At 66.3% G+C, this 26,566-nt stretch carries 20 protein-coding genes and 1 pseudogene; 9 read left to right on the plus strand and 12 right to left on the minus strand.

Annotated features, from left to right (window positions below; genetic code table 11):
- Nucleotides 1–121 precede the first annotated feature (121 nt).
- The 3 genes and pseudogenes from ACZ5BO_RS24485 to ACZ5BO_RS24495 all read left to right on the plus strand — a co-directional run.
- Nucleotides 122–1,036: pseudogene (locus ACZ5BO_RS24485) on the plus strand (ADP-ribosylglycohydrolase family protein); the annotation flags it as partial.
- Nucleotides 1,037–1,444 (plus strand): GFA family protein, encoded by a 408-nt coding sequence (locus tag ACZ5BO_RS24490; protein ID WP_464701363.1) that lies wholly within the window; start codon nt 1,037–1,039, stop codon nt 1,442–1,444. It abuts the pseudogene before it with no gap.
- A 39-nt stretch (nt 1,445–1,483) separates the two neighbouring features.
- Nucleotides 1,484–1,882, plus strand: coding sequence for a lysozyme inhibitor LprI family protein (locus tag ACZ5BO_RS24495; protein ID WP_464696783.1), 399 nt, complete (start codon nt 1,484–1,486; stop codon nt 1,880–1,882).
- 635 nt (nt 1,883–2,517) lie between these two features.
- Here ACZ5BO_RS24495 and peaD read toward each other — a convergent pair.
- The 4 genes from peaD to peaA all read right to left on the minus strand — a co-directional run bounded on the left by peaD (nt 2,518) and on the right by peaA (nt 7,078).
- Nucleotides 2,518–3,636 (minus strand): quinohemoprotein amine dehydrogenase subunit beta, encoded by a 1,119-nt coding sequence (peaD, locus tag ACZ5BO_RS24500; protein WP_464696784.1) that lies wholly within the window; start codon nt 3,634–3,636, stop codon nt 2,518–2,520.
- Between the two features lie 23 nt (nt 3,637–3,659).
- Nucleotides 3,660–3,983 (minus strand): quinohemoprotein amine dehydrogenase subunit gamma, encoded by a 324-nt coding sequence (qhpC, locus tag ACZ5BO_RS24505; RefSeq protein ID WP_025126299.1) that lies wholly within the window; start codon nt 3,981–3,983, stop codon nt 3,660–3,662.
- A gap of 1 nt (nt 3,984) precedes the next feature.
- The gene (peaB, locus tag ACZ5BO_RS24510; protein ID WP_464696785.1) at nt 3,985–5,418 is read right to left on the minus strand and encodes a quinohemoprotein amine dehydrogenase maturation protein; all 1,434 of its coding nucleotides are present in this window, start codon (nt 5,416–5,418) and stop codon (nt 3,985–3,987) included.
- Between the two features lie 79 nt (nt 5,419–5,497).
- Nucleotides 5,498–7,078 (minus strand): quinohemoprotein amine dehydrogenase subunit alpha, encoded by a 1,581-nt coding sequence (gene peaA / locus ACZ5BO_RS24515; protein WP_464696787.1) that lies wholly within the window; start codon nt 7,076–7,078, stop codon nt 5,498–5,500.
- A 414-nt stretch (nt 7,079–7,492) separates the two neighbouring features.
- Here peaA and ACZ5BO_RS24520 point away from each other — a divergent pair, with 414 nt between their 5' ends.
- Together ACZ5BO_RS24520 and ACZ5BO_RS24525 are read left to right on the plus strand one after the other, a co-directional pair.
- Nucleotides 7,493–9,163: a WG repeat-containing protein gene (locus ACZ5BO_RS24520; protein ID WP_464696788.1), complete on the plus strand. Its 1,671-nt coding sequence runs from the start codon at nt 7,493–7,495 to the stop codon at nt 9,161–9,163.
- A gap of 132 nt (nt 9,164–9,295) precedes the next feature.
- Nucleotides 9,296–9,961 carry an HAD family hydrolase gene (locus tag ACZ5BO_RS24525; protein ID WP_025126295.1) on the plus strand — a complete coding sequence of 222 codons (666 nt, stop codon included), beginning with the start codon at nt 9,296–9,298 and terminating at the stop codon, nt 9,959–9,961.
- 528 nt (nt 9,962–10,489) lie between these two features.
- On the opposite strand, the gene ACZ5BO_RS24530 is transcribed toward ACZ5BO_RS24525, so the two are convergent.
- Nucleotides 10,490–12,205, minus strand: a complete 1,716-nt coding sequence (locus tag ACZ5BO_RS24530; RefSeq protein ID WP_464696789.1) for a 2-isopropylmalate synthase — start codon at nt 12,203–12,205, stop codon at nt 10,490–10,492.
- Nucleotides 12,206–12,544: 339 nt separating this feature from the next.
- Between ACZ5BO_RS24530 and ACZ5BO_RS24535 the strand changes: the two genes are divergently transcribed.
- The gene (locus ACZ5BO_RS24535; protein ID WP_029978011.1) at nt 12,545–13,312 is read left to right on the plus strand and encodes an AraC family transcriptional regulator; all 768 of its coding nucleotides are present in this window, start codon (nt 12,545–12,547) and stop codon (nt 13,310–13,312) included.
- 4 nt (nt 13,313–13,316) lie between these two features.
- On the opposite strand, the gene ACZ5BO_RS24540 is transcribed toward ACZ5BO_RS24535, so the two are convergent.
- Genes ACZ5BO_RS24540 through ACZ5BO_RS24550 form a run of 3 tightly spaced genes read right to left on the minus strand, consistent with a single transcriptional unit; the run spans nt 13,317 to nt 17,483 of the window.
- Nucleotides 13,317–14,906, minus strand: a complete 1,590-nt coding sequence (locus ACZ5BO_RS24540; RefSeq protein ID WP_025126292.1) for a DHA2 family efflux MFS transporter permease subunit — start codon at nt 14,904–14,906, stop codon at nt 13,317–13,319.
- A complete protein-coding gene (locus tag ACZ5BO_RS24545) occupies nt 14,899–16,008 on the minus strand; it encodes an HlyD family secretion protein (RefSeq protein ID WP_464696790.1) in 1,110 nt (369 codons plus the stop codon). Before ACZ5BO_RS24545 ends, ACZ5BO_RS24540 begins: the two co-directional genes overlap by 8 nt.
- Nucleotides 16,005–17,483, minus strand: a complete 1,479-nt coding sequence (locus ACZ5BO_RS24550) for an efflux transporter outer membrane subunit (RefSeq protein ID WP_464696791.1) — start codon at nt 17,481–17,483, stop codon at nt 16,005–16,007. The genes ACZ5BO_RS24545 and ACZ5BO_RS24550 overlap by 4 nt, the downstream gene beginning before the upstream one ends.
- Before the next feature lie 238 nt (nt 17,484–17,721).
- On the opposite strand from ACZ5BO_RS24550, the gene ACZ5BO_RS24555 reads away from it, so the two are divergent.
- The 3 genes from ACZ5BO_RS24555 to ACZ5BO_RS24565 all read left to right on the plus strand — a co-directional run bounded on the left by ACZ5BO_RS24555 (nt 17,722) and on the right by ACZ5BO_RS24565 (nt 20,357).
- A complete protein-coding gene (locus ACZ5BO_RS24555; protein WP_464696792.1) occupies nt 17,722–18,300 on the plus strand; it encodes a DUF4337 domain-containing protein in 579 nt (192 codons plus the stop codon).
- A gap of 203 nt (nt 18,301–18,503) precedes the next feature.
- Nucleotides 18,504–19,994 (plus strand): aldehyde dehydrogenase family protein, encoded by a 1,491-nt coding sequence (locus ACZ5BO_RS24560; protein ID WP_464696794.1) that lies wholly within the window; start codon nt 18,504–18,506, stop codon nt 19,992–19,994.
- Nucleotides 19,995–20,033: 39 nt separating this feature from the next.
- Nucleotides 20,034–20,357: a hypothetical protein gene (locus ACZ5BO_RS24565; RefSeq protein WP_464696795.1), complete on the plus strand. Its 324-nt coding sequence runs from the start codon at nt 20,034–20,036 to the stop codon at nt 20,355–20,357.
- 178 nt (nt 20,358–20,535) lie between these two features.
- Here the strand turns inward: ACZ5BO_RS24565 and qhpG are convergent, their stop codons facing one another.
- The 4 genes from qhpG to ACZ5BO_RS24585 are packed head-to-tail and all read right to left on the minus strand — an operon-like array spanning nt 20,536 to nt 26,159.
- Complete coding sequence (gene qhpG / locus ACZ5BO_RS24570) at nt 20,536–21,879, minus strand: flavin-dependent monooxygenase QhpG (RefSeq protein WP_464696796.1); 1,344 nt, start codon at nt 21,877–21,879, stop codon at nt 20,536–20,538.
- Entirely contained in the window at nt 21,876–22,547 is a 672-nt protein-coding gene (qhpE, locus tag ACZ5BO_RS24575; protein WP_464696797.1) for a subtilisin-like serine protease QhpE, read from the minus strand. Before qhpE ends, qhpG begins: the two co-directional genes overlap by 4 nt.
- Nucleotides 22,537–24,255, minus strand: a complete 1,719-nt coding sequence (locus ACZ5BO_RS24580) for an ABC transporter ATP-binding protein (protein WP_464696798.1) — start codon at nt 24,253–24,255, stop codon at nt 22,537–22,539. The genes qhpE and ACZ5BO_RS24580 overlap by 11 nt, the downstream gene beginning before the upstream one ends.
- Nucleotides 24,255–26,159 (minus strand): sigma-54-dependent Fis family transcriptional regulator, encoded by a 1,905-nt coding sequence (locus ACZ5BO_RS24585; RefSeq protein ID WP_464696799.1) that lies wholly within the window; start codon nt 26,157–26,159, stop codon nt 24,255–24,257. The genes ACZ5BO_RS24580 and ACZ5BO_RS24585 overlap by 1 nt, the downstream gene beginning before the upstream one ends.
- Nucleotides 26,160–26,566 lie beyond the last annotated feature (407 nt).

The following is a 26,566-nucleotide window of genomic DNA, read 5'->3' on the forward strand; positions in this document are numbered from 1 at the left end:
GGCGCTAGCGCAACCGGCAAGTTGCACGATCGGCACGTGCTCCAGGCCCGGCCTGAATGACACTTGGGCCTGGGTAAAAAAATGCTAATGTCGGCGGCCAATCCCTCCTCAAGGACGAGCCATGCCGCTGACCCTTTCCGATCGCTACCGCGGCTGCCTGCTGGGCCTGGCCTGTGGCGATGCCGTGGGCACCACGGTGGAATTCAAGCCGCGGGGCTCGTTCCCCGACGTGACCGACATGCTGGGCGGCGGGCCTTTCAAGCTCCAGCCGGGGCAATGGACCGACGACACCTCGATGGCCCTGTGCCTGGGCGAAAGCCTGTTGCGCAAGGACGGTTTCGACCCCGCCGACCAGATGGGCCGCTACCTCAACTGGTGGCAATGGGGCTACCTCAGTGCCACCGGTGAATGCTTCGACATCGGCAGCACCGTGCGCCAGGCCTTGAGCGAGTACCAGGAGCACGGCCAGCCATTCGCCGGGGCGACCGATCCCCAGACCGCCGGCAACGGCTCGCTGATGCGCCTGGCGCCGGTGGTGCTGTTTCACTACCCGGACCTGGCTCAGGTCCGCGAGTTTGCCGGCGCCAGTTCGCGCACCACCCATGGCGCCGCTGAAGCCATCGAATGCTGTCAGCTGTTGGCCGGGTTGCTGGCCAAGGCCTTGGCCGGCGCCTCCAGGGCCGAGCTGCAAACGCTGGATGATCCACACCTTGGGCAACCCAAGGTGATGGCCCTGGCCCGGGGGCATTACCTGGACAAGCGCCGCGACCAGATTCGCGGCAACGGCTACTGCGTCGACGCCCTGGAGGCCGCGCTCTGGTGCTTCCAGCACAGCGACAGCTATGCCCAAGCGGTGCTCGCCGCCGCCAACCTGGGGGACGATGCCGACACCACCGCCGCCATCGTCGGGCAGTTGGCCGGGGCCTTCTACGGAGTCCAGGGCATACCGCCACAGTGGCTGGCCAAGCTGCACATGGGTGAGGAGATCCGGGCCATGGCCGACGACCTGCTGGCCGCCGCCCAGCGCCGCACGCCTGTGCGACCGCTGCTCGGCAGTTGCCTGTGCAAGGCGGTGCAGTACCGGGTCGAGCGCCTGGACATGCCCATCGGCCATTGCCATTGCCAGACCTGCCGCAAGGCCCATGCCGCAGCGTATGCCTCCACCGCCGGGGTGAGGCGCGAACACTTCCAGTGGACCCAGGGCCAGGAGCGTTTGAGTAGCTATGAGTCGTCCCCGGGCAAGCTGCGGCACTTCTGCTCGGTCTGCGGTTCTCACCTGCTGGCGGAGCGCCCGGCACAGCCCCACGTGATCCTGCGGGTGGCGACCCTGGACGATGACCCGGGGCAGACGCCCCAGGTGCATATCTGGACCTCCCACGATGTGCCCTGGCTGGCCGACGAGGGGGCGCAACGCTGGCCCGAGTGGCAACCCAGCCGCGACTAGACTGCCTTTCTACCTCATTCACCGATTGCGAGACTTTCCATGCGTGCGATCCTGTTCCTGGCCCTTGCGCCACTGCTGCTTGCTCCATTGGCCCAGGCCGACGAGTGCGACAGCAGCACCCAGACCGACATGAACCTGTGCGCCGGCGTGCAGAGCAAGACCGCGGACAAGGAGCTGAATGCCCTTTACCAACAGATCAACCAGCGCCTGAAAGACCAGCCACACACTAAAAAGCTGCTGCTCAGCGCTCAGCGCGCCTGGGTAGCGTTCCGCGATGCCGAGTGCAGTTTTTCCACTTCCGGCGTGGAAGGTGGCAGCCTTTATCCGGTGGGCTACAGCAACTGCATCACGGCCTTGACCCAGGCTCGGGTGGAGAGCTTCAAGAATTACCTGAAGTGCATGGAAGGCGACTTGAACTGCCCGGTACCCGCCCGGTAGGAGCGGGCTTGCCCGCGAAGGCGTCGGTGAGGGCGCTGCATGGCTTGCCGGCCTCTTCGCCGGCAAGCCGGCTCCTACAGCGAAATCTCGGCGCACCGCCCGGTAGGAGCGGGCTTGCCCGCGAAGGCGTCGGTAAGGGCGCTGCATGGCTTGCCGGCCTCTTCGCCGGCAAGCCGGCTCCTACAGCGAAATCTCGGCGCACCGCCCCGTAGGAGCGGGCTTGCCCGCGAAGGCGTCGGTGAGGGTGCTGCATGGCTTGCCGGCCTCTTCGCCGGCAAGCCGGCTCCTACAGCGAAATCTCGGCGCACCGCCCGGTAGGAGCGGGCTCGCCCGCGAAGGCGTCGGTGAGGGCGCTGCATGGCTTGCCGGCCTCTTCGCCGGCAAGCCAGCTCCTACAGCGAAATCTCGACGCACCGCCCGGTAGGAGCGGGCTTGCCCGCGAAGGCGTCGGTGAGGGCGCTGCACGGTTTGCCGGCCTCTTCGCCGGCAAGCCGGCTCCTACAGCGAAATCTCGGCGCACCGCCCGGTAGGAGCGGGCTCGCCCGCGAAGGCGTCGGTAAGGGCGCTACACGGCTTGCCGGCCTCTTCGCCGGCAAGCCGGCTCCTACAACAGGAGCCGGTAGCTGCAGACAAGCTCAGCGCACGAAGATCTGCGCCGTGGTAATCGCCATGTCGCCGCCGGGCAAGGTGATCTTGCCGACCTGCTGCATGCTGTCGACATCGAAGATCGCCACGTCGTTGAAGGTCCCCGCCAGGTAGATCTTGGTCCCCGCCTCGTTGAACGAAATGCAGTAGTAGGAGTGCTCCAGGGTGGCGGCCTGGATCAGCTTCTTCTGCTTGATGTCGTACTTGGCCAGGCGGTTGAGCACGCCGAACATCAGGTTCGGGTCCTTGGGCGAGCGCATGCCGCTGAAGTAGATCTCGGTCAGCGGGCCGAAGTCGGTGGTCTCGGTCTTGCCGGTTTTCAGGTCGACGCTGAACAACCCGTAGAGCGCTTCGGCGGTGGCCGGGTCCTGCTTCTGGTCCTTGAACTTCGCCGTGGTGTAGAGCAGCGAGAAGTCATGACGGAAGGTCTGCTGGTTCCACACGTAGAGCACGTCCGGGGCGCTGTAGTTGGGGCGTTTCCAGTGGCGGCTGGGGATCAGCACCTCGAACTTTCCGCTCTTGACGTCGACCTTGTACAGGTCCGGCCCGGCCACATACAGGGTGCCGTCGTCGCCACTCTGCATGATGGTCAGCTGGCGCGGCGCGGGGAAGCTGCGCAGCGGCTTGGCATCCAGCCCGGCGTCGGTGGCGTAGACATCCAGCCGCGGCTCCTTGACCTCGTAGCGGTCATTGCGCAGCAGGGTCGGGTTGGCCACGGTGTACAGCTCCTTGCCGTCGTGGCTGACGGTGAAGGCGAACATCGAACGGGCCTTCTCCCCCGGGTGCTGGGTGATGCTGGCGTGGAACACCTGCTTGCAGCTGTCGAGCTCGACGCCATAGACATCCGCATAGTGGTTGTTCAACACGTAGGCAATCTTGCGGTCCGGGGACAGTTGCACGGTGCCGGGGCCAAAGGCGTCGGGCATCTTGCAGGTCTTGTACAGGCTGTCGGTGGCCAGGTCGAGAATGTGCAGGTTGTTCGGGTAGTTGGTGGTCACCATGTATTCGTGACCCGGGTTGAGGGCCGGGTTTTCATCGCCCAGGGCACTCAGTGAAACGAGGCCGAGGACCGCGCTGGCGGCCAGGCCGCAGACGTTGATAGCTCGCATGCTGGAATCCTTGTGCTGTCCGGTTACTTGTCTTTGGGGAAGACGGTGCCGAGGTTGCGCCAGTTGTCGTTGGAGGCCTGGGCGTCCTTGTTCCAGTCGGGGTAGGTGCTCATCATGTCCGGCACCTGGGCCGGCCACCAGCAAGGGTCGGAACAGCCGTAGAGGTCGGCCTCCATGGGCTGGCAGAGGGACGAGACGCCGCCAAAGGCGTCGATTTCCCAGCCCGGGTCGGTGGTCGAGGCGCAACCGGCCACGGAGTTCATCGCCAGCACTTCTTCGATACGGTCCTCGGCGGCAGCCTCGGCCAGTTTCTGGGCTTTGTTATTGATCGGCTTGAGATGTTTCATGTCAGTGGGCCTTGCGCGGAGTGATGTAACTGCTGATGAACGCAGGGTTGTGAGCCATGATCCGGCTGTAGACTTCGATGCCGAAATCCACCCAGTCACGCATCAGTTCGCAATAGTGATAGGTCGGGTGCGCCGGGTCGCCATAGCGGGCGTAGCTCTCGTGGTAGCAGCCGCCGGAACACAGGTTGCGGATCCGGCAGCTGTCGCAACCGGTGTCGGTGCGGTCCAGGCGCTGGGACAGGAAGTCGTTGAGTTCCACCTGCTTGACCCCACCACCGTGCACGTTGCCGAAGGTTGGCAATGAGGAGCCTGTGAAGCGGTGGCACAGGTTCAGCTCGCCCTTGTGATCCACCGCCAGCATCTTCAGCCCGGCGCCACAGGGCAGCGCCTTCTTGTGACCTTCGTGGATGTCGGTGATCAACTGGTGCAGGTTGGAGAAACCGATGTTGCGGTGCTCCAGGGCCGCCTCCAGGTAGCGTCCGCCCAGGCGCTTCATGCTGGCGAAGACTTCGATCAGTTCCTCGCTGCTGAGGTTGAAGCTGCTGATGTCCCCCGAGGTCACCGGGGCGAAGCCGACTTCGGCAAACCCCAGCTCGTTGAACAGGTGATCCCAGATGGTCTCGACATCGGTGACCCCGGTGGTCAGGGTGACCCGGGCCCCCACCGGCCGGCTGTTGTAGCGCCCCAGGAGCATCTGCGCCTTGCGCCGCACCACGTCATAGGTGCCCTGCCCGCCCACGGTGATGCGGTTGCGGTCGTGCACGGTCTTGGGCCCGTCGATGCTCACTGACAAACCGAAGCGGTGGGCGTTGAGGTAGTCCACCACCTCTTCGGTGAGCAGGGTGGCGTTGGTGGTCATGACGAACTCGACGAACTTGCCCGCCTCGCCGAAGCGTCGCTCGCAGTACTCCACCATGGCCTCGATCAGCGGCCGGTTGCTCAGGGGTTCGCCGCCGAAGAACACCACGGTGTAGCGCTCCTCGTCCGGGGATTCCTGGAGCAGCATCTCCACCGAGGCGATGGCGGTGTCCAGGCCCATCTTCTTGCCCGCCGAGGGCTTGTCCAGGTCTTCCTTGTAGCAGTAGGTGCAACTCAGGTTGCAGCCAGTGTTGACGTTGAGCACCACGGTATTGATTGCCGTGCGCTCGACCCGTTTGACCCCGATCTCGGGGGTCAGCGGTGAACCGTCACTGACCAGTTCCAGGGCGATCAGCTCACGCAGGGTGTCGCTGACATCGGCGCCGTCATAGGTGCCCGCCAGGCGCTGGATCAAATCTTCCGGGGTACAGCCGGGCCCGCGCAGGGCATCGATGATGCTGCCGGTCAGGGCATCGCTGGCAAACAGCGAACTGCTGGGGATATGGAACAGCATGCGGTCGGCGTCCACCTGCACTTCGTGCAGGTTGCGCTCTACCAGGTTCAGAATTGCGCCCATCACAACCTCCTGTGCAAACCCCGGATGCGGGGCCTGCGGTCATTGCCTGAAAATGTCTGTGGCTACGGCTCGACAGCACTCAGGGAATGGGTGGATTGTTCCAGCGTTGCACGGTGACGATCAGGTGCCCTTCGCCGGTCAACGCCTTACCGGCGTCATCCACGGCGGCGATCACCTTAAGGTTGCCGGCGTTGTTGGTGGACATCTTGCGCTGCGGGTTGGGCCCGGCGTCGCCGGGGATGAACACCCCGCTGTCGGCTTGCATGGTGCCGGCGAACCGGACGTCCTGATCCTTGGCCGCCTGCTCGTCGAAGGCCTCGACCTTCCACTGCGCCGGCACCACCCCGATGCGGTACGGCTTGCCATCGGCGCCCTTGCCCCAGGCTTCGGCATCGAAGCGCCCCTGGACCTTGGGCGTCGAACCGCCGCCCTCGCCGACTCGTGCCACCGAGAACGCCGGCACCACCTTGACCTCGGCGATGCTGCTGTAGACCGCCAGGGTCAGCCCCTTGAGGCTGCCGACACTGACTTGGCGCAGGCCCGGCTGGGCATTGGCGGCAGCCTTGAGCTTGAGGCGCACGCGTTGCGGGCTCTGCTCCAGGACCTGCACCACCTCGACGCCCTGGCCAAAATTGGGCGTGCCTGCGAGGCCGGCCCCCACCAGGGTCACTTCGCGCTCTTCACCGGCCTTCAGGTAACCCGGTTGCACCGCCAGCAGACGGCTGCTGCCCTGCTTGGCGGCGACGAAGTCCAGGCCGCGCTCATCGTGCTCGGCCTCGAACATCCGCCCTTGCAGCGCATTGCCCTGGGCCGCCAGCACCTGGCGCATGACCACGCCGTCGACGGTGACATTGGCGCGCCATTCATAGCCGCTGTAGAGGATCGCGCTGCCCTCGCCGTTGAACGGGCTGCCATCGGCGTACTGGCCCTTGACGCTGACCTTGAACTGATCGCCGTCGCCGGCGCTGACGCTCATCACCCCGGCCAACTCGCCCTTGCCCGGCAGGTGGCCGCTGAAACTCCAGTCGCCGGCCAGCGCCGCCGCCTGCGGACGCGCCTGCTGCCAGGCCTTCCAGGCCGGGTTGTCGAGGGGATAACGCTTGGCCAGCAAGGGCACCATTTCCTTGAGGGCCGTCGGGAACCACTCGCGGTCTCGGGACAGGGCCTGGTACTCCAGGGACGGCCACTGGCCGAGGTGGAAATTCACCAGGTGCTCCCATTCCTGTGCCGGACGCCGCTGCAGGGCGATGCGCGCGCCAGAGTGACAACGGGCGCACATCTGGGAGGTCTGTTCGTCGAAATGCTCGACGGTGTTCAGGCGCCGCTCCAGGGCGTAGCGCACGCCGTCGGTCTCGCTGGGTGCCAGGCCCTGGGTATCGGCCAGGTACTTGACCAGGGCACGCCGGTCATCGTCGCTGATCTGCAGGCCATGCATGGTCTGCATGCGGGCAATGCTCATCAGCCAGCCTTCCGGGGTCTTGCGCTGGTGGCTGATACGACTCAGGGCTTCCCCGGCCTCGGGGTTGTGGCAGCCCTGGCAGGTCTGTTTGAGGATGCTCTGCGCATCCCGCGCGGCGAAACTCGATGGGGCATGCAAGGCGGTACAGGTGGCAACGGCCAGCAGGCTGGCACTGAGCCTCAGGCGGAGTTTTCTCTTCATCAGGGTCGAACCTCCCACGGTGCTTTCTTATTTTTAGCGCGTCGTTTTTATGGTTTCTGCCATGCCTGGCAGTGCCGGGCATGGAGGCAAGAGAAACGTCTGCAGGTAAGCAATACACGGAGCGTGCCAGCTTGGAAATGAACGCAGGATCAATGATTTGGCTGCAGGCAGCGGGCGCTGCGGGACCTGGCGGTGTTACCCGACGTTCAATTTCGCGACACCGGTCTCAGTCTGAGACAGCCCTTGCCAGGCCCAAAGGGCTCGCCGAGCGCACCGGCCGGCGTGCTGTACCTGTGATTTTCTTTTTGATTGGATCTTGCATTTATCCACCGCCACCGCAAAATCACGCGGTTTTGTTCGCCCTGCTGTCCAGGGCGTTCTGCTCGTCCCCCCATTAAAAGGAACCACACGTTCATGGATAGAAGCGCCAGTGCCCGTCTCGGCTCGCTGATCCTCTCGTTGTCTGCTCTGACCCTGGTCGGATGCAAGGAAGAATCCAGTCCCAAGAGCGCAGCCGTCGCCCCGGCTCCTGCTCCGGCCGCCATGGTGATGCCGATCTGCGCCAATGGCGAATGCGCGGTTCTCGACCAGAACGGTGCAGTGCTGGTCAGCGCCGACAACGACTACGATGCCGTGGTCGCCCTGCCCCTGGACAAGAGCTTCCTGTTCGCCAAGGACGGTACCTGGAACCTGGCCAGCGCCGACGGCAAGCAGCTCCTGCAGACCGCCTTCACTGACGACCTGCGCCTGTTGACGCCCGGCTACTTCGGCTTCGGCCAGGACGGCAAGCTGGGCATCATCGACCAGAATGGCAAGCAGGTTCAGCCCCCACGCTTCGACGACCTGTACGTGGGCGGCAAGGATGACTTCATCGTCTACGAAGTGGGCGGCAAGCGCGGCATTCTCAGTGCCAGCGGCCAAGTGGTCACCGAAGCGCTGTATGACAGCAGCGTGGTGCGCGACGACTTCGCCAAGCGCGGCTGGTGGATGACCGCCGAGCGCGGCAATGAAAAATGGGCGCTGAACCTCAAGACCGGCGAGCAGAAAAAAGTCGACTTCGACAGCATCGACAGCGCCGCCAACCAGCACCTGGTGGTCAACACCGAACAGGGTAAGGCCCTGGCCGACGCCCAGGCGCAACTGGTCAGCGCTGCCACCTACAACTGGATCGGCGTACCCGGTGACGGCCTGGTGGCCTTCCGGGAAAAATACGACAGCCCCTGCGGCTACATGGATTTCCAGGGCAAGACGGTGATCCAGGCCCAGTTCGGCAAATGTGAAGTGTTCGGCAAACAGGGCGCCCTGGTCAGTGCCAAGGACGCCGACGGCTCATCCGGCAAGGCCGGGCTGATCGACCGCCAGGGCCAGTGGACGCTTCAACCGACCTACGACTCGGCAGACCCCGCAGGCTTCAGCCCCCTGGGCATGTTCAGGCCGGTGACCGGGCTGAATCAGGTGGCCGTGCTGCAGAACGCCTTCAGCGCCACCTTCGGCATCTTCGATGTGGACAAGGGCGTCGAGCTGTTCAAGCCGACCTACCGGCAGATCGGCGCGCTCAATGCCGACCTGTTCATTTTCAGCAACGCCGACAGCCCGACCAAGCAGGCGACCCTGTTCGGCCAGGCCACCCAGGTGCCGACCGTGGGCCTGATGGACGCCAGTGGCAAGGTACTGCTGGAGCCGGGCGAGTACGTCGACATCCGCCTGGATGCCAGCGGTCACTACCTGCTGGCCAGCGATGACACCTCGAACCTGGCCACCTCGGCGCTGTACGACCTCAAGGGCAAGCGCCTGATCGCCGGCAAGTGGCAGGAACTGGTGGTGGACGAAACCCGCGGCGCGATCTTCGGTTTTGCCGTGGAAGGCCTGGGCGACGACCAGACCCGCAGCCTCAAGGCCCTGTACCGCCTGGATGGCACGCCTAGCTTCCAGGTCAGCCAGACGCAGTGCGGTGCCGAGCAGGTACGTGACGGCCAGGACAAGGTGCTGTGGCCGACCAACCCCCAGGACTATTGCCCACAGGACGACGAGGATGTGGATAACGGCGCCCAGGCCGAAGACCAGGACGACAATCAGCCTGGCTGATCGCCGTCGGTAACGGGGCGGATGGCTGGATCAAGCCTGCCAGGGTTTGTCGCCCTGTGGTGACAAGCTCTAGAATGCGAGCTTGATCGATTCAGCCATACGGCCCGGATGGGGCCCGCAAGGAACTGTCCCATGCTCAAAGCTCTGCTCTTCGACCTCGACGGCACCCTCACCGATACCGATGCCCTGCACCTGCTGGCCCTGCAACAGCTGCTGCAGGAAGAAGACGGCCGGGTGTTCACCCAGGAAGCCTTCCAGGCCCATGTCAGTGGCCAGGCCAACGCCAGCATGTGCCGCTACCTGTTCCCCGACCGCAGCGTGGCCGAACATGAGGCCTTCGCCGAGCGCAAGGAAGAGCGCTTTCGCCAACTGTCCCCGCAACTCAAGCCATTGCCCGGTCTGCTGCGCCTGCTGGACTTTGCTGCCGAGCACAAGATTGGCGTGTGCGTGGTGACCAATGCACCTCGGGCCAACGCCGAGCACATGCTCAAGGTGCTGGGCCTGCAGGAGCGTTTTCAGACGGTCCTGGTGGCCGAGGAACTGCCCCGGGCCAAGCCCGACCCCCTGCCCTACCTCAGCGGCCTGGAATCCCTGCAAGCCACGGCCGCTCAGGCCCTGGCCTTCGAGGACTCGGTCCCCGGGCTGACCGCCGCGGTCAAGGCCGGCATCTGTACCTTCGGCCTGGCCACCAGCCAGCAACCTCAAACCCTGCTGAGTGCCGGAGCCCATCGGGTGATCCAGGACTTTGACGACCCGCAGCTGTGGGCCGAGATTCACCGCCGCCTCAATCTGGGGTGAATGGCCGGGCGCCACGAAGCCGGGCGCCCATAAAGGCACGGAGCATGGATCCATTGTTGAACGGCATATCGCTGGAGCGTGCAGCGCAACGATTGGCGCGGGCCAAGCAGAGCGGAAGCTACAGCTAGGAAATACAGTTGGGCACTGCAGCAGATGGGAACTGCGGCCAGGAAATGATCGGTCGGAAATGAGAAGCAGGAAAAAGCAGGAAGGAAAAAGTGCTCGCCCATCACTTCGGCCGTGGTACTGAGGCCGAAGTACCCCCTTTGGCTGGGCGAGCAGGGGGGAATATACGCGGGCGCTGGGGACGGTCCTATCGGACAGATCCTAAAACTCGGTGCGATCTGGACAAATGACTTTAGGCTTTTTCCTCAGCACGAGCTTTTTTTCACAGGCCTTTCACCTTGCCTCCCTTAGATTGATTGCCACTCCTGAACACATCCCATTTGGCCCGCCCACCGCGGGCTTTTTTTGCCCGGGCATCCGGCGGCCGGCACTACAGGGTGTAGTGCCGGCCGCCCGAGTCACTCAGCGAGTCGCGGGCTCCAGGACGGATTCCGGAGCGGGAGTGAATGTCAGCACTCGCTCCGGATAAAACCGCGCCGCGGCATTGATCACCGCCTGCACCGAAGCGGTGACGATGTTGGCGTGACACCCGGCGCCAAAACGTGAGCCGGCAACCCCGGGCCACGCCGCTTCAACAATGGCCAGCGCCTGGGCGTCGGCTCCCGCTCCCAGGTTGCGCTCTTCAAAACTGTCGATGCGCAGCGGCAAGCCCAGGGCGGCCAAGGTCGCGGCGATAGGTCCGTTGCCCACCCCCCGCAAGCACAGGTCCTGGCTCCCGGGCGTGGCGATGCGCAATTCGATGCCTTGCCCCTCGGCGGCATCGAACAATCGGTGACCCAGATACACCAGGCTCGCCGTCCCCTCTCCAACCGTCAGGTAAGTGCGCTGGAACAACCCCCATAACGCCTCACTGCTCAACTCGGCATCACTGGCATCGGCCAGCTTCTGCACAATGGCGCTGAACTCGATCTGCATGCGCCGGGGCATGACGATGCCGTGGTCGCGCTGCAGCAGGAAAGCGATCCCGCCTTTGCCGGACTGGCTGTTGACTCGCACGATGCTGTCGTAGGTCCGCCCCAGGTCCTGCGGATCGATGGGCAGGTAGGGCACCTCCCAGAAACCGTCGGCCGCCTGGGCGGCAAAGCCCTTGGCGATGGCGTCCTGGTGCGAGCCGGAAAAGGCGGTGAACACCAGATCGCCGACATAGGGGTGGCGCGGATGGATCGGCAGCGCCGTGCACTCCTCGGCGACTCGGGCCACCGCTGCGATATCGGAGAAGTCCAGCCCGGGGCTGATGCCCTGGGTATAGAGATTCAGGGCCAGGGTCACCAGGTCCAGGTTGCCACTGCGCTCACCGTTGCCGAACAGGCAACCCTCCACCCGCTGGGCCCCCGCCAGCAGCGCCTGTTCGGCACAGGCCACGCCGGTGCCCCGGTCGTTGTGCGGGTGCACTGACAGCGTCACCTGATCGCGGCGCTCCAGGCGCTTGTGCATCCATTCGATCTGGTCGGCAAAGACGTTGGCCGTGGCCACTTCGACGGTGGTCGGCAGGTTGATGATGATCGGGCGCCCCGGGCCGGCGTCCCAGGTGCGGATCGCGGTGTTGCACATGCGCAGAGACACCTCGAGCTCCGCCATGCAGAACGTTTCGGGGGAGTACTGCAGCACCCACTCGGTTTCCGGGTGCTGCTCGGTCAAGTCGCGCAACAGCCTTACATGACGCTCGACCAGGGCCTCGACCTCCGCCACCGAAAGCCCGAACACCACGCGCCGCCAGACCGGGGCGATGGCGTTGTACAGATGGACGATGACCCGGCGCGCGCCCTGCACACTGCGTACGGTTTCGCGGATCAGGTCCTCGCGCAGTTGGGTCATCACCATCGGTGTGACGTCGGCGGGAATCCGCTGCTGTTCCACAAGCTCGCGGACCACCTCGAAATCGGTACGCGAGGCGGCGGGGAATCCCACTTCGATTTCCTTGAAGCCCAGGCGCACCAGTTCCTCGAACAGGCGCAGCTTGCGCTCGCGATTCATCGGCTCGAACAACGCCTGGTTGCCATCGCGCAGGTCGGTGGACAGCCAGATCGGAGCCTGGGTGAGGGTGCGTGACGGCCACTGGCGCGAGTCCAGGTCCACGGGGGCAAAGGCACGATATTTGGTATGGGGATGGGTGAGCATACTGACCTCGAAAGCACAATGGAGAACGCGACGGATCTCCCCTGCTTTCATCGTGGAAAGCGCTTCGAGGCCGGAGTCTGGGGGAGATCAGCCTGGGTGCCCGCTTCCTCGCAGCACCGGCAGACCCCGGCCGTAAGGCAGGGGTAGCGCTAGTAGCAGGGTCAGGAACCGGGGATTCATGGGCTGTGGCAACCGTCTGGGAAAGAGGAGTGGCTTGCAGTCTAGGCGGCGGCCGTCTGAATGTAATGCGCTAAACACCCTTTGATTATCGTGAAATGGACATTTGCACTTATGATGGGCCCCCCAATGATCCCTTCCGGTCCGGAGGCGCTGCGCCGCATGTCCGATCTGCTTGTTGTCTCGTCCATCGACTGCCTGTCCATGCCGGTCACCAGCATCGCCGTGGATTACCCCAACGGCCATGAAATACCGGCCCACAGTCATCCCCGCTCACAGTTGGCCTACGCCATCGAAGGCGTGCTGGTGATCGACACCGAGTCCGGACGCTGGGTGGTGCCGCCCAGTCGCGGGGTGTGGTTGCAGGCGGGCGTCGAGCATCGGGTGCGCATGCGCGGCGCGGTGCGCATGCGCAGCCTGTTCATCAACGTCGATGCCATAGCCGGCCTGCCCGAGCATGACTGCGTGATCGAGGTCTCGCCGTTGCTGCGCGAGCTGATCCTGGCCGCCGCCCAGGTCGGCACGCAGTATGCGCCGGACAGCCGCGACGGCCGCCTGATGCGCTTGATCCTTGATGAGATGCGCTCGCTGCCGGTGCTGCCGTTCAGCCTGCCCTGGCCCCATGAACCGCGCATGCTGCGGGTGTGCCAGGCGCTGGCGGACGACCCGGCGGACAACCGCACCGCCGAGCAATGGAGCGACTGCCTGGCCATGAGCGCCAAGACCTTCCATCGCCAGTTCCAGCGCCACACCGGCATCACCTTCGGGCGCTGGCGCCAGCAGGCGCGGTTGCTGATGTCCCTGGAGTGCCTGGCCGAGGGCATGCCGGTGGTGCAAGTGGCGCTGCAGCACGGCTACGACAGCCAGAGCGCCTTCGCCGCGGCCTTCAAGCGCCAGTTCGGCACGCCACCTTCGGAGTTCTACCGCTGAAGGCTCAGGTCCGGCGCAGCAGCAACCCGGCCACCACGCACAACAGCATGGCCAGCCCCGCCAGCAGGAAGGCATCGCTGTAGGCCAGCAGCAGGGCGTCGCGGTGCAGCACCTTGTCCACCATGCCCAGGGCCTGCTGGCGCAGGGGCGCCAGCGCCGCCGAATGCAGGGCCGTGGCGTACTCCAGCGGTGCCTGGGCCAGCAGGCGCACCAGTTCCACCAAGCGCTCCTGGGTGGCCTGGGCGAACAGGTTGATGGATTCACCGATGCGCTGGGCATGGAGTTTCTCGCGCTCCACCACGATCTGGCTGGAGAGCGCGATACCGATCGCCCCGCCCACGTTGCGCACCATGGAGAACAGCCCGGAAGCCGAACCCACCTGGTCCTTTTCCAGCCCCTGGATCGCCATCACCCCCAGTGCCACCACGACCAGCGACTGGCCGATACCGCGCACCACCAACGACGGCACGATGACATTCACCGAGGCATCGGGGTTGAGGTGGATATTCATCAGGCAGCCGATACCGGTGATGGCGAACCCGGCAATGATGATGGTGCGGGCGCTGCTCCAGCGCATCAGGCGCGGGGTGGCGAAGGACATGACGAACTGGATCAGGCCGTAGGGGATCATCATCAAACCGATCTGCCGGGCGTTGTAGCCGTGGATCTGGGCAAAGTAGTTGGGCACCAGGAACACCACGCCGAACACCACCGCACCGAAGGTGAATTGCATCAGGCTGGCGATGCCGAAGTTGTAGCGGCCCAAGAGGCGCAGGTTGATCAGCGGCTGCTCGCGGCGCAGTTCGATGGCCACGAAGGCCAGCAGGCCGAACGTCGCCAGGATCGCGCAATTGATGATGAAGCTTGAGGCGAACCAGTCATGGCGGCCGCCCTCCTCCAGCATGATCTGCAACGCCGAGAGGCCCACGGCCATGCTGGCGATGCCACCCCAGTCACCCTGGCGCAACTTTGCCAGGACCATGGGCTGGGGTCGCACCGACCAGCCGATCGCCGCCAGCAGCAACAGCCCCGGCGGCACTTGCAGGTAGAAGATCCAGCGCCACGAATAGGCATCGGTGAGCCAGCCGCCCAGGGACGGCCCCGCGGCCTGGGCGACATTGTTGGCCACGGCGAACAGGGCCATGCCCATGGGATGCCGGACCGCCGGCAGTTCGGTGACGATCAGCTGGAACGACAAGGGAATCAGCACCCCGCCAAAGGCCCCTTGCAGCACCCGGGCGAAGATCAGGCTGTGGATAGTCGGCGCCAGGGAGCAGGCAATGGAAAAGAGCACGAAACCGGCGGTGCCGACCATCAGCACCCGGCGCATGGAGAACACCGAAACCAGCCAGCCGGTCATGGGAATGATGATGATCTCCGCCACCAGGTAGGCGGTGGTGATCCACGAGCCCTCCTCGAAGGTGGCACCCAGGGAGCCGCGCACGTCCGGCAGGGAAGCGTTGGTCACGTGCACGTTCATCCCGGCCATGAAGCAGCCCACCACACTGCCCAGTACCGCCACCCAGGTGCGCAGGGAAATCCCCGGCGCGGCGGCCTCGCCGGTGGTTTCCGGTAGGGCCTGGGCACTAGTCATGACGGGTATCCACAGTCACCACCACCGACATCCCGGGGCGCAGCTGCGCCTGTCGCGGCTGCCCCGGATCGAGACGGATGCGCACCGGCATGCGCTGCACGATCTTGGTGAAGTTGCCGGTGGCGTTGTCCGCCGGCAGCAGGGCAAATTCCGCGCCGGAGGCCGGGGCGAAACTCTCCACCCGGCCCTGCAGCACATGGCCGCCCAGGGCGTCGACCTCGACCCGCGCCAGCTGCCCGGGGCGCATGCCGTCGACCTGGGTTTCCTTGTAGTTGGCCACCACATAGGCGTCCTCCGGCACCACCGCCAGCAGTGGCGCGCCGACTTCGACGTACTGCCCCAGGCGCAGGCGGCGCTGGCCGGCAATCCCGTCCACCGGGCTGCGGATCAGGGTCCGCGCCAGATCGATGCGGGCCAGTTGCCGCTGGGCCGTGACCCGGGCCACGCCCGCTTCGAGCTTGTCCAGTTGCGCCCGGGCGCTTTGCTGCTCGGTATCGAGCACCTGCACTTCCTGGCGCCGCGCTGCCAGGGTGGCGCGGGCCGCACCCAGCGCGGCATCGGCCTGACGCGCCAGGGCCGCGGCATTTTCCAGTTGCTGCACGCTGCTGACCTGCTGGCTGGCCAGATGTTGCTGTCGCCGTCCTTCCTGGCCGGCCCGTTGCGCCTCGGCCTCGGCGGCGCCGACCCGGGCCTGAGCCTCGGCGATCAGGCTCTGCTGCTGTTGCTGGCGGGCCGCCAGATTGGCCAGCCGCGCCAGCCCGGCACGCTGTTCGGCCTGGGCTTCTCGCAGCGCCGCCTCGGCCTGTTCGACCCGGGCCCGGTAGTCGCTGTCGTCGATTCGCGCCAACAGGTCGCCAGCCTTGAGCGGCTGGTTGTCCTGGACCTCGACCGCCGCCAGGTAGCCGGCGACCCGTGGCGCGATGGTGACGATGTCCGAACGCAGGTAGGCGTCGTCAGTCTCCACCAGGAAACGCCCGCTGAACCACCAGTGCAGGCACCAGGCCAGGATCAGCAACAACACCAACGCCAGCCCGGCATAACCGAGGAAGCGACGGCGGGTGACGGCTTGCGCCGGGGAAGGGGGAACAGGGGGCTGGGTCATTGCAGAGGCTCGTTGGAAGTTCGCAGGAAAGGGTGGGCCGCCGCCCGACTCGGCGACGGCAGGACAATCGGCGGTGCGCTGCGCCAACCACCGCCCAGGGCCTTGAACACCAGCACCTGGGTATCGATGACGGCGGCATCGGCCTGTGCCGCAGCGGCCCGGGTGCGCACGTCGGTGCGCTGGGCATCGAGGTAATCCAGGGCCGTGGAGGCTCCGGCCGCCCTGGCCAGCCCGGCCAGGCGCAGGGCCTGGTGGTCGCGCTCGGCCGCCAGGTGCAGGGCGCCCTGGCGCCGCAACGCGGCCTGATAGTCGCTCAAGGCTTGCTGCTGTTCCTTCAAGGCCGCCAGGATGCTGCGATCGAAATCCGCCAGCGCCGCGCTTTCCCCGGCGTCGGCCTGGGCGATGCGCGCACGCGCGGCATTGAGGTTGGGGAAGCTCCAGGACAGCAGCGGCCCCAGTTGCCACACCGAAGCGTCACGGTCATCGAAACCCGAGGGGTGGTGCGCCGAGGTGTAGACCCCGGCCCCCAGGCTGACCCGCGGATAGAGGTCGGCCCGGGCCACGCCGATGCGCGCCGTGGCCGCCGCCAACCGGCGCTCGGCCTGGCTCACATCGGGGCGTCGGCGCAGCATGGCCAGGGCATCGCTCTGGGGCATGGGCGAACCCAGGGTCGGGGCCTGGCGACAGGCCTGGGCCGCCGCCGGCGCATCGCCCGGGGGCCGCCCGAGCAAGACTGCCAGTTCGGCCAGGGCCCGCTGCCGCCCGGCCTGCAGCGGCGGCAGGCTGGCCTGCACCTGGCCCACCAGGCCTTCGGCGCGCACCACATCCAGGGTCACCGCGGCGCCGGCCTGATACAGCCGGGCGCTCAGGGCCCGGCCCTGTTCCACCAGCGCCAGGGACTCGCCGGCCACCTGCAGGCGCCGGCCGTAGCTGCAGGCCTGCAACCAGGCGCGGGTGGTTTCCGCAGCCACCACCACCCGCAGGCCATCTTCGGCAGCCCGGGCCGCCTCGGCATCGGCCCGGGCGGCATCGGCCAGGCCATGCAGGCGGCCGAACAGGTCGGCCTCCCACTGCACATCCAGGCCGAGCCCATAACGGCTGCCGGTGCGGATGCGCTGACTGTCCTGCAAAGCAGCTTCCAACTGGTCGTCGGCGCTACTGCCGTAGCCGGCCCGGGCCGTCACCTGGGTGGAAGGCTGGCGCAGGGTATCGGTTTCGCGCAGCAGTGCCCGGGCCTGCAGCAGGTTGGCCGCGGCCATCCGCAGGTCGCGGTTCTGGCTCAGGGCTTCCTGGACCGCGGCATTCAGCCCAGGGTCACGGTAGAGCTGCCACCACTGGTCGAGCCCCTGCTCGGTGGCTGCATCCAGGTGACTCACGGGCAGGGGCACAGTGCTGCCGGGTGGCCGTTCCGGCCCCAGGGTGCAACCGGCCAACAGGGCGCACAGGGCCCATGCAGGCCTTGGGTAAATGGGCATGGGAAGTACTCGCGGATTCGAAGCGCCTACTGTAGAAAGGCCAGCTGGCGACCGTCTAACGAGGATTTCTTTTCGATTATCGCAAAATGGTCAAATTTCATCCCAAGCCCCCTCCTTCAGGCTTGTGCCCGCGGCCTCAGGCTGTCGGCCAGCTGAACGAACTCGCACTGGCTCTACGGCGCTCCAGCACCGTGGATACAATTTGAAACTTCTCCCCCCACTCCGCCGATCGATCGCCATGACCGAAGACTTCGAAGTGCCCAGCCCCCACGAAAAGCACGTGGAACACCTGGCCGAACACGCTCACGCCCGCAGTGACAATTTCGCCAGCAAGATCGCGGTGATGACGGCGATCATGGCCACCCTGGGAGCACTCTTGAGCTACCAGGCCGGTTCCTCGGAAAGCCTCGCGGCCATGGACAAGAACAACGCCGCGATGAAAAAGACCGAAGCCGCCAACCAGTGGAGCTACTACCAGGCCAAGTCCAGCCGGCAGAACCTGGCGGAGCTGGCGACTCACATTCCCGGAGTCGACGCCGCGCACTACGGCATCGAGGCCCAGCGCTACCAGAAGGAAAAGGACGCCGTGCGCCTCAAGGCCGAGGCCCTGGAAGCCGAGGCCCGGGACTGGGACGAGCAATCGGAAGCTGCGCTGCACCAGCACCACCGTTGGGCCCAGGCGATGATGGCGATCCAGATCGCAATTTCGATGGCGGCCATCACCCTGCTGACCCGCAAGGAATGGCTGAAGAAGCTCGCCTATGGCGCGGCCGGGGGCAGCGTGCTGCTGGGCTCCCTGGCCTGGCTGCACCTCTAGAAAACCCAGTGGGGTAGCGCCCGGGCCCGCGGGCCGGTGCGTCTCTTGAATCTCATCGGGCTGTCGCAGTTTGCGAAAAGCCATCGCCGCACCCGCCTCGGCAATGCGCCCAAGCCCCCGCAATACCGAGGCCACGTGGCCTCGGCGAAACTGGCATAGCCATTGCGAAAGCCCCGGCCTCACCTACAACAAGAGGCTTCGTCATGGCTATTGCTCCCCTGCTTGCCGCCACCACGGCATTTATCCAGCGCGCCCCGCGCATGTTGATCGGCGCCCACTGGGTCGAGGCCAGCGATGGCCAGACCATGCCCCTGCGCAACCCCGCCACCGGCGAACAACTGTGCCTGGTGCCCCGGGCCACGGTGGACGACGTGAACCGCGCGGTATTGGCCGCCCGCCAGGCCTTCGACGACTCGCCCTGGACCCGCACCCGGCCACGGGAGCGGCAGAACCTGCTGTGGAAACTCGCCGACCTGATGCAGCGCGACGCCGAGCTGCTGGCCCAGCTGGAATGCCTGAACAACGGCAAGAGCGCCGCCGTGGCCCAGGCCATGGACGTGCAACTGTCCATCGACTTCCTGCGCTACATGGCCGGCTGGGCCACCAAGATCGAAGGGGCCAGCGTCGAGGTTTCGCTGCCGCTGATGCCGGATGATCAGTTCCACAGTTTCATTCGCCGCGAGGCAGTGGGCGTCGTGGGGGCCATCGTCGCCTGGAACTTCCCCTTGCTGCTGGCCTGCTGGAAGCTCGGCCCGGCCCTGGCCACCGGCTGCACGGTGGTGCTCAAACCCGCCGATGAGACCCCGCTCAGCGCCTTGAAGCTGGCGGAACTGGTGCAGGAGGCCGGCTACCCCGAAGGCGTGTTCAACGTGGTCACCGGCACCGGCATCACCGCCGGCTCAGCCCTGACCCACAACCCCCTGGTGGACAAGCTGACCTTCACCGGCTCCACTGCGGTGGGCAAGGAAATCGGCAAGATCGCCATGGATTCCATGACCCGTGTGACCCTGGAGCTGGGCGGCAAGTCACCGACCATCGTCATGGCCGACGCCGACCTCGGCAGCGCCGCGGCCGGTGCCGCCAGCGCGATCTTTTTCAACCAGGGCCAGGTGTGCTGCGCCGGCTCCCGGCTCTATGTGCAGCGCAAGCATTTCGACAATGTGGTGGCCGATATCGCCGGCATCGCCAATGCCATGAAACTCGGCAACGGCCTGGACGCCAGCGTCGAGATGGGCCCGCTGATCTCCGCCCGCCAGCAGGAGCGGGTCTGGCGCTACATCGAGATGGGCCGGGAAAGCGGCGCCACCATCGCCTGTGGCGGCGAACAGTTCGGCCCGGGCTACTTCGTCAAGCCGACGGTGATCGTCGATGTCGATCAGCAGCATTCCCTGGTCCAGGAAGAGATTTTCGGCCCGGTGCTGGTGGCCATCCCCTTCGACGACGAGGCCGATGCCCTGCGCATGGCCAACGACAGCCCCTACGGGCTGGGGGCGAGCATCTGGTCCAACGACCTGGCGGCGGTGCACCGAATGATCCCGCGAATCAAGTCCGGCTCGGTCTGGGTCAACTGCCACAGCGCCCTGGATCCGGCGCTGCCGTTCGGCGGCTACAAGATGTCCGGTGTCGGCCGGGAGATGGGCCATGCGGCGATCGAACACTACACCGAACTGAAATCGGTGCTGATCAAGCTCTGACCCGAACAGCCCGAAGGCCCGTGTTCACGGGCCCTTCGAGTGCCATCCAGCACTGACCAGCCACGCCTGCCAGGGGCGCCGGAGCATGACCGGCGCTCCCCGACCAATGCCCGCTTCAGTGGCGAAACGGCTGCTGCCCTCAGCCCGAGCCGCCCCGCCAGCCGGCACCGCAGCTCGAAGCTGGTGCTCAACGCCTGCTTCCTGACTCACCCCAGGAACCTGCAGGAGCAGAACTTCGCCGGCTGCGTGATCCTCGAGCAGGACTCGCTGGACGAAAAGGTCCCGGCCACCCGCATCAGAGACATCAAGGTCTGCGAAACCTGGAAAGGCGCAAACCGGGTATCCCTCAAAGCCACTGGCTGACCGCAGGCAATCACCACCCGGGGCTCTGCATCAGCTCCGGGTGGCCGCCCCAGGCGAGGATGATCGGCGCGGGAGGCCACTACGTGGACCGCGAGCCCGCTCGCTGTCACAGAGAGTGACGGCGCTGATTCAGATACGGATCAACACTCGGTTGTCCACATCGCTGCAGCCACGGCCTTCATGGTCGATACCCCTGTCCCAGCAACCAGCTGCGCACCGCCCTGCCCTGTTCTTCGTCAAGACCGGACAAGGCTTCGCGGGGCGTTTGCTGCTGCAGCCGGCGCAACAGCGGCGCCAGCTCGACACCCTGCACATGCCAGACACCCAAGGGCTGGTCCGGGGTGATCACCACCTCGGCTTCATCCACCAGGCCATCACGCAATACCGGCGCGCGCTCGATGCGCAAAGCCGAGAAATCCTGCGTACGATGCGCCGGCTGCCGGTCCGGCCATTGCCGCCGCGCCTGCCAGAATGGCTGTTCGGGCCAGCGCTGTTCGTCGGCATAGAAGTCCCGGCCAATGCGCGCAAAACGCAGGAACAACTGCTCCACCCGCTGCCGGTGGAAACGCTGCGCCAGCGCGGCACGTTGCGGCTGCTGCAACAGGGTGTTGATCACCGCCGGCGCCTGCAGGGCGCAGGACAGCGACTGGAAAATGCCATTGCCCGATAACGGGTCCACTGCCATGGCTGCGTCGCCGACCCGTAGCCAGTGATCGCCACACACTTGGGGGCTGAGGATCGCCGTGCTGCTGCGGGCGTGCAGTTGCAGGTCGTGCTCTGGTGCGTCGGAAAAAAAATTCCGGGCCATGGCCGAAGCCCGGCGGCGCTGGCGACAGTACTCCAGCAACTGCGCCTTGCCCGGCAGCCCGGCACTGGCCACGTCCAGCGTGAGCTGCCAGTAGCACTGGCCGTCCGCGCGCCGGGCCATCCAGGCCCAGCCATCTTCCAGGCTGTGCACCGCACTGGCGGCCTGGCCGATCGGGCCTTGCCAGCGATTGAGCAGGCTCAGGGTTTCCGGGCCGCGCAGGCCCTTGTCCGGCCCCTGGTTCAACTCATCGTCCGAGGTCTTGCGCAGGCCCTTGGCCAGTGCCGGAGCCTGGCGCCCGCGGGCCTCCACCAGGAACTCGCCAGCCAGCTCATCCTGGCCCTCGACCTGCACCCGATGCCCGGCCGCCGTGGACTGCACCTGCAGCACCCGGCCCTCGATCAACCGCACCCCGGCCAGGCGCAAGGCGTGCCGCAGGCCCTGGTCGAAGCTCGGGCGATCCAGCAGGTATTCGATGTTCTGCGCGTGCTCGGCACCGTTCCAGGCCACCTGCCGCTGGGAAGGTTGCAGGGCCTGGGCCAGTGCCTGCTCCAGGCCGGCGCTGCGCAACGCCTCCAGGACTCTTACCGACACCCCTTCCAGCGCCGCAAAGCGGCGCCAGTCGCTGACCAGGGTTACCGGATAACCGAGGCGACGCAGGCCCAGGGCCACCGTCGCCCCGGCGGGACCGGCGCCGAGAATCAGGATGCGGCTCATGCCGGCCGCCGCCGCTCGGGGCCGTGGAAATCGGCATGCTCGCGCAGCCACTGGGCGACCTGCGCCTTGCTCGCGTCGGGGTGCCGAGCCAGGTAGGCACCGATGTGCCCGCTCAGGGCCGCACACCCCAGGCTGGCACCGGACTGCCCGGAGCCTGCGCCCTGCACACAGGCGGCAAAATCGGCCTGCGCGCTGCCCAGCCAGGCCCATTGTTGAGCACTGCATCGAGCATCACCCGTCGCCCGCAGCACCCCGGGGTAACGAGCCGGATATACCGGCTCGCCCTGGGCCGGGCTCGAAGCGCAGAGCAGTACGCCACGCGCTTCGGCCTCGGCACAGGCCTGGCGCAACGACGGGCGATCCTGGCGCAGGCCAAGGCTGAGGTTGATCAGGCGCACCTCCTGCTCCAGCAGCCAATACAGCGCAGCGCTCACCTGGGCGGCGCTGGTGACCCCACGCTGATCGAACACCTGGGCCACATACAGCTGCGCATCAGGGGCGCGCTGCTGGATGGCCTCGACGATCGCGCTGCCATGGCCCAGCGTATCGGGCTGCAATCGGCCCTCGCCGATGCCTTCGGGCTGCAGAAAGAACCGCCGCCCCTGCACGACCCGTTGCTCGGCAGCGTGACCACTGTCGATCACGCCAATGCGCACCTCAGGCTTCATGGGCCACCTCCACGCTGCGCAGCACACCGCCCTGCAACTCGAACCGCAGGTCGGCATGGGCCAGGGTCGAGGGCCGGTGGCTGATGAGGATCCGCGTGCGCCCGGCGAACAGGCGATCGATGGCTTCGATCACCTCGCGCTCGGTGGCCTCATCCACCGCCGAGGTGGCTTCGTCCAGCACCAGGATCATCGGGTTCTGGAGCAGTGCCCGGGCAATGGCGATGCGTTGTTTCTGGCCGCCGGAAAGCTGCTGCCCGCGCTCTCCAAGCGGGCTGTCCAGGCCCTCGGGCAAGGACTCGATCAGGCCCTGCAACTGCGCCAGCCGCGCCACTTCGGCCACCGCCTCGCGGCTGGCATCGGGCACGCTGTAGGCCAGGTTGTCCGCCAGGCTGCCGCGAAACAGCACGATGTCCTGGCTGACCACCGCCACCTGCCGGCGCAATTGCGTCAGGTCCAGCCGCCGCAGGTCCACGCCCCCCAGCAGCACCTGCCCGGACTGCGGATCGTGGTGACGCTGCAGCAGGTCGATCAGGGTGCTCTTGCCCGCCCCCGAAGCACCGCTCAGGGCCACCTTGAGGCCATAGGCAATCCGCGCGTCGATACCGCAGAGGATCAGGCCCCGGCCGGGATGGCTGAAGTGCACGCCATCGAAGTGCAACTCGCCGTTGTCCGGCAGCGGCAGCGGATCTGGCGGGGCGCTGATGCCCGGCTCCTCGCCCCGCAGTTCCATGACCCGGCCCAGGCTCACGGTCATGCGCTGGATCGCCACATACAGCCCCAGCAGGCTCTGCACCGGTCCCACCGCCATGCCCAGATAGGTGGAGAAGGCAATCAGCGCCCCCAATTGCCAGGTGCCCTGCACCACCCAATAGCCGCCGATCAGAAAGGCGCAGGCCCGGGACAGCGACGTCAGGGTGCCGGGCACCGCCTGGGTGAAGAACTCGGTGACCTGCAGCTTCAGCAACTGGTTCATGTAGCCCTGGCCGAGCCGGTCCAGGCGCTGGGCTTCGCGCTGCTGCTGACCGGCGCTCTGGATGAACTTCATCACCGGCAGGGTTTCCACCATGAACGAGGACATGTCCGCCGAACGCTCGCGCAACTGCCGCACATCGCGCTCCACCTTGCGCCGCATCCAGCGCAGCCAGAGCACGTCCAGGGGGATCAGCAGCAGGGCCAGCAGCGACAGTTGCCAGGACAGGGTCAGGAGCATGGCCAGCGCCACCACCAGGCCGATCACGCTGGACACTGCGGAGAACAATGAGTCCACGGCAAAGCGCTGGATCTCCGCCACATCGCCATCCAGGCGCGACATCAGGTCGCCGATCCGCCGCTGGCCGTAGAAGCTTGGCGACAGCCGCTGCAGGTGGCGATAGAGGTCATCGCGCAAGGCAAACAGGATCCGTCCCGACAGCCGTGTGTGCAGGTAGCGGTTGATCCCGGACAGCAGCGTGCCCAGCAGGCCGGCAAGGATCATCAGCCCGGCGACCAGCACCAGCGTGGGGAAATCCCGGGCCAGCAGGCCATCGTCGATCAGCAGCTTGGTCAGCCAGGGTTGCACCAGCACCAGCAACGAGGCGCACACCGACAGTGCCAACAGGCCGCCGATGGCCAGCCGGTGGGGCCGCACAAAACTGTAGAGCCAACCCAGGGCGGCGCCCAGCGCTCGGGAATCGCGGCTGTCCACCAGCCGAGTGAGCAGGCGCAGCATCAACTGCGCAACTGTTTGAGCTTGCGGTACAGGGTCGCGCGGCTGATACCCAGGGCATCGGCGGCGGCCGAGACATTGCCCTGATGGCTGTCCAGGGCATTGCGGATCAACTCCAGTTCGTTCTCGCGAATGCTGCCCCCCAGAGGCCGGGCACTGGCATTGAGGTCGTCGAGCATGCTGTCCGGCAAGTGCTCCAGGCCGATGTGGCTTTCACCCTCCTCGCGCAGGGCCAGGGCGGTGCGCAAGACCATCTCCAGCTGGCGGATGTTGCCCGGCCAGTGGTAGTCCGCCAGCAGCCGGCGCAGGTCCTCGGCGATGCTCACCTCGGCGCCACCGAGTTTGTGCAACAGCCTGTCCACCAGGGCCGTCAGGTCCTCGCGTTCGCGCAGGGCCGGCAGCAGCACGCTGATGCCATTGACCCGGTAGAACAGGTCTTCGCGAAACGCCTGGTCCTGCACTTGCTGCTTGAGGTCGCGGTGGGTGGCGCAGATCAGCGCGATGTCGATGTCCTGTTCCTCGCCGGCGCCCAGGGGTGCGACCTTGCGATCCTGCAGCACCCGCAGCAGGCGCGCCTGCAGGGCCAGGGGCATGTCGCCGATCTCATCGAGGAACAAGGTGCCGCCGTGGGCCTGCTGCAAGCGCCCGACCATCCCGCCACGGCGCGAACCGGTGAATGCGCCCTCGCGGTAGCCAAACAGCTCGGACTCGATCAGGCCCTCGGGAATCGCCGCGCAGTTGACCGCGACAAAGGGTTTCTCGGCACGGCTGCCGGCCTGGTGTAGGGCCCGGGCCAGGACTTCCTTGCCCGTGCCGGTCTCGCCCAGGAGCAGCACCGGCAAACCATTGGCCAGGCCCTGGCGAGCCATGCGCAAGGTGCGCGCGTAACGGCTGTTGCCGCCGGCCAGGGCTTCCAGGTCTTGGGGCATGGGCGGGCTTTTCGGCGCAGTCCGCGGTGCCCGGTGCAGCGTCAGCGAAGGCTGCGGCGCCCGCAGGGCCTTGTAGAACAGCTCGCCCTTCGCCGTCTGCAAACTGCCCACCGCACCTTGCTGCAGGCGCGCCAGCAATTGCAGGCCGTCGACCCCGAGAAACTCCTCACAGCGCCGCCCCAGCAAGGCCCTGCGGGAGGTGTTGAGCAACTGGCAGGCCTGGCCGCTGACCGCAAGTATCTGGCCTCCCAGGCTCAGGGCCAGCAGCCCCTGCCACGGCGACTCCAGGTATTGCCGGCGGCTGTGGAAGGCCAGGACGATCTGTTCCGGATAAGAGGCCTGGAACACCCGCGCCTCGATCTGGCTGACCGCCATGGACAGCAGCGCGGTGCTGTCCTGGGCACGCCCCAGGGGACCTTCGCGGGTCAGGTCGAGAACCCCGAGGATGTCGCCCTGGGGGCATTGAATCGGCACCGAGGTGCAGGAGAAATGGCTGAGGCGATCCAGGTAGTGTTCGCCGCAGTCGATCAGGGTCGGCCGGGCTTCCACCAGTGCCGTGCCCAGGGCGTTGGTGCCCCGGGTGGCCTCGCTCCAGCAGGCGCCGAGGGTGATGTCCTGCACGCCGCTGTGCTTGAGTCGGTCGGCACGGCCTTCGATGGCCAGGATGGTGGCGTCGGCATTGGCCAGGATGATCAGGCCGTCCTGGCCCTGGTGCTGGGTCAGGTAGTCGATGGCCGGGATCGCCGCGTCCAGCAGCAAGCGGTTACTGGCCAGCAGCACCTCGAGGCTGGCGCTGGATTCCAGGGTCAATTGGTGTGGGCTGGCAACGTGCACGCCATGGCTGAGGCTGCGTCGCCATGAGGCATCGATTTCCGCACGCAGGACCCCGTCGGGGATCTCGCCTTCCTGGTGCAACCGTTCCCGGGCCAACCGGGCTTCCTGCTGCCACTCACCCTTTATTGTTTTTATAAGAGTCATCAAGCGCTCCGAATCAGTCCGCCGGCGGCTTCCCGCTCCAGTCCCTTGAATTGCGCGAAGCACGCAAGCCGTGGTCGATGTCTACACCGGGTACAGAGGGCAGTAAAGGGGTTTGCCCGGAATCGGACACCCTGCACCTGCGCCTGTTGAAAGCAAAGCAAAAGCTGCGCCAGCCTGGCCGGCGCTCGAGCATCTTGACGTTAACGTAAAGCAAATGGCAAGTGCCGCATGCCCCCTCGCGGAATCTCCCGTTGGCGTTGGCTTGCCAGCGCCGAGAGCCTTGAGACGAGTACAAGACTTGAGACCCCTTCGCCGGCAAGCCGGCTCCTACGGCGAATGCATGCCAGCTTGTGCAGGAGCTGGCTTGCCAGCGAGCGAGGGCCTTTAGTCGGGTGCAAGACGTGAGG

The organism is Pseudomonas sp. FFPRI_1 (genome assembly GCF_055384485.1).

Excerpts from the sequence above, each read along its gene's own strand:
- peaA (WP_464696787.1), bottom strand. The coding sequence starts at position 7,078 with ATGAAGAGAAAACTCCGCCTGAGGCTCAGTGCCAGCCTGCTGGCCGTT.
- peaB (WP_464696785.1), bottom strand. The coding sequence starts at position 5,418 with ATGGGCGCAATTCTGAACCTGGTAGAGCGCAACCTGCACGAAGTGCAG.
- ACZ5BO_RS24555 (WP_464696792.1), top strand. The coding sequence starts at position 17,722 with ATGACCGAAGACTTCGAAGTGCCCAGCCCCCACGAAAAGCACGTGGAA.
- ACZ5BO_RS24495 (WP_464696783.1), top strand. The coding sequence starts at position 1,484 with ATGCGTGCGATCCTGTTCCTGGCCCTTGCGCCACTGCTGCTTGCTCCA.
- ACZ5BO_RS24540 (WP_025126292.1), bottom strand. The coding sequence starts at position 14,906 with ATGACTAGTGCCCAGGCCCTACCGGAAACCACCGGCGAGGCCGCCGCG.
- peaD (WP_464696784.1), bottom strand. The coding sequence starts at position 3,636 with ATGCGAGCTATCAACGTCTGCGGCCTGGCCGCCAGCGCGGTCCTCGGC.
- ACZ5BO_RS24545 (WP_464696790.1), bottom strand. The coding sequence starts at position 16,008 with ATGACCCAGCCCCCTGTTCCCCCTTCCCCGGCGCAAGCCGTCACCCGC.
- qhpC (WP_025126299.1), bottom strand. The coding sequence starts at position 3,983 with ATGAAACATCTCAAGCCGATCAATAACAAAGCCCAGAAACTGGCCGAG.
- ACZ5BO_RS24525 (WP_025126295.1), top strand. The coding sequence starts at position 9,296 with ATGCTCAAAGCTCTGCTCTTCGACCTCGACGGCACCCTCACCGATACC.
- qhpE (WP_464696797.1), bottom strand. The coding sequence starts at position 22,547 with ATGAAGCCTGAGGTGCGCATTGGCGTGATCGACAGTGGTCACGCTGCC.
- ACZ5BO_RS24580 (WP_464696798.1), bottom strand. The coding sequence starts at position 24,255 with ATGCTGCGCCTGCTCACTCGGCTGGTGGACAGCCGCGATTCCCGAGCG.
- ACZ5BO_RS24585 (WP_464696799.1), bottom strand. The coding sequence starts at position 26,159 with ATGACTCTTATAAAAACAATAAAGGGTGAGTGGCAGCAGGAAGCCCGG.
- qhpG (WP_464696796.1), bottom strand. The coding sequence starts at position 21,879 with ATGAGCCGCATCCTGATTCTCGGCGCCGGTCCCGCCGGGGCGACGGTG.
- ACZ5BO_RS24520 (WP_464696788.1), top strand. The coding sequence starts at position 7,493 with ATGGATAGAAGCGCCAGTGCCCGTCTCGGCTCGCTGATCCTCTCGTTG.
- ACZ5BO_RS24535 (WP_029978011.1), top strand. The coding sequence starts at position 12,545 with ATGTCCGATCTGCTTGTTGTCTCGTCCATCGACTGCCTGTCCATGCCG.
- ACZ5BO_RS24550 (WP_464696791.1), bottom strand. The coding sequence starts at position 17,483 with ATGCCCATTTACCCAAGGCCTGCATGGGCCCTGTGCGCCCTGTTGGCC.
- ACZ5BO_RS24560 (WP_464696794.1), top strand. The coding sequence starts at position 18,504 with ATGGCTATTGCTCCCCTGCTTGCCGCCACCACGGCATTTATCCAGCGC.
- ACZ5BO_RS24530 (WP_464696789.1), bottom strand. The coding sequence starts at position 12,205 with ATGCTCACCCATCCCCATACCAAATATCGTGCCTTTGCCCCCGTGGAC.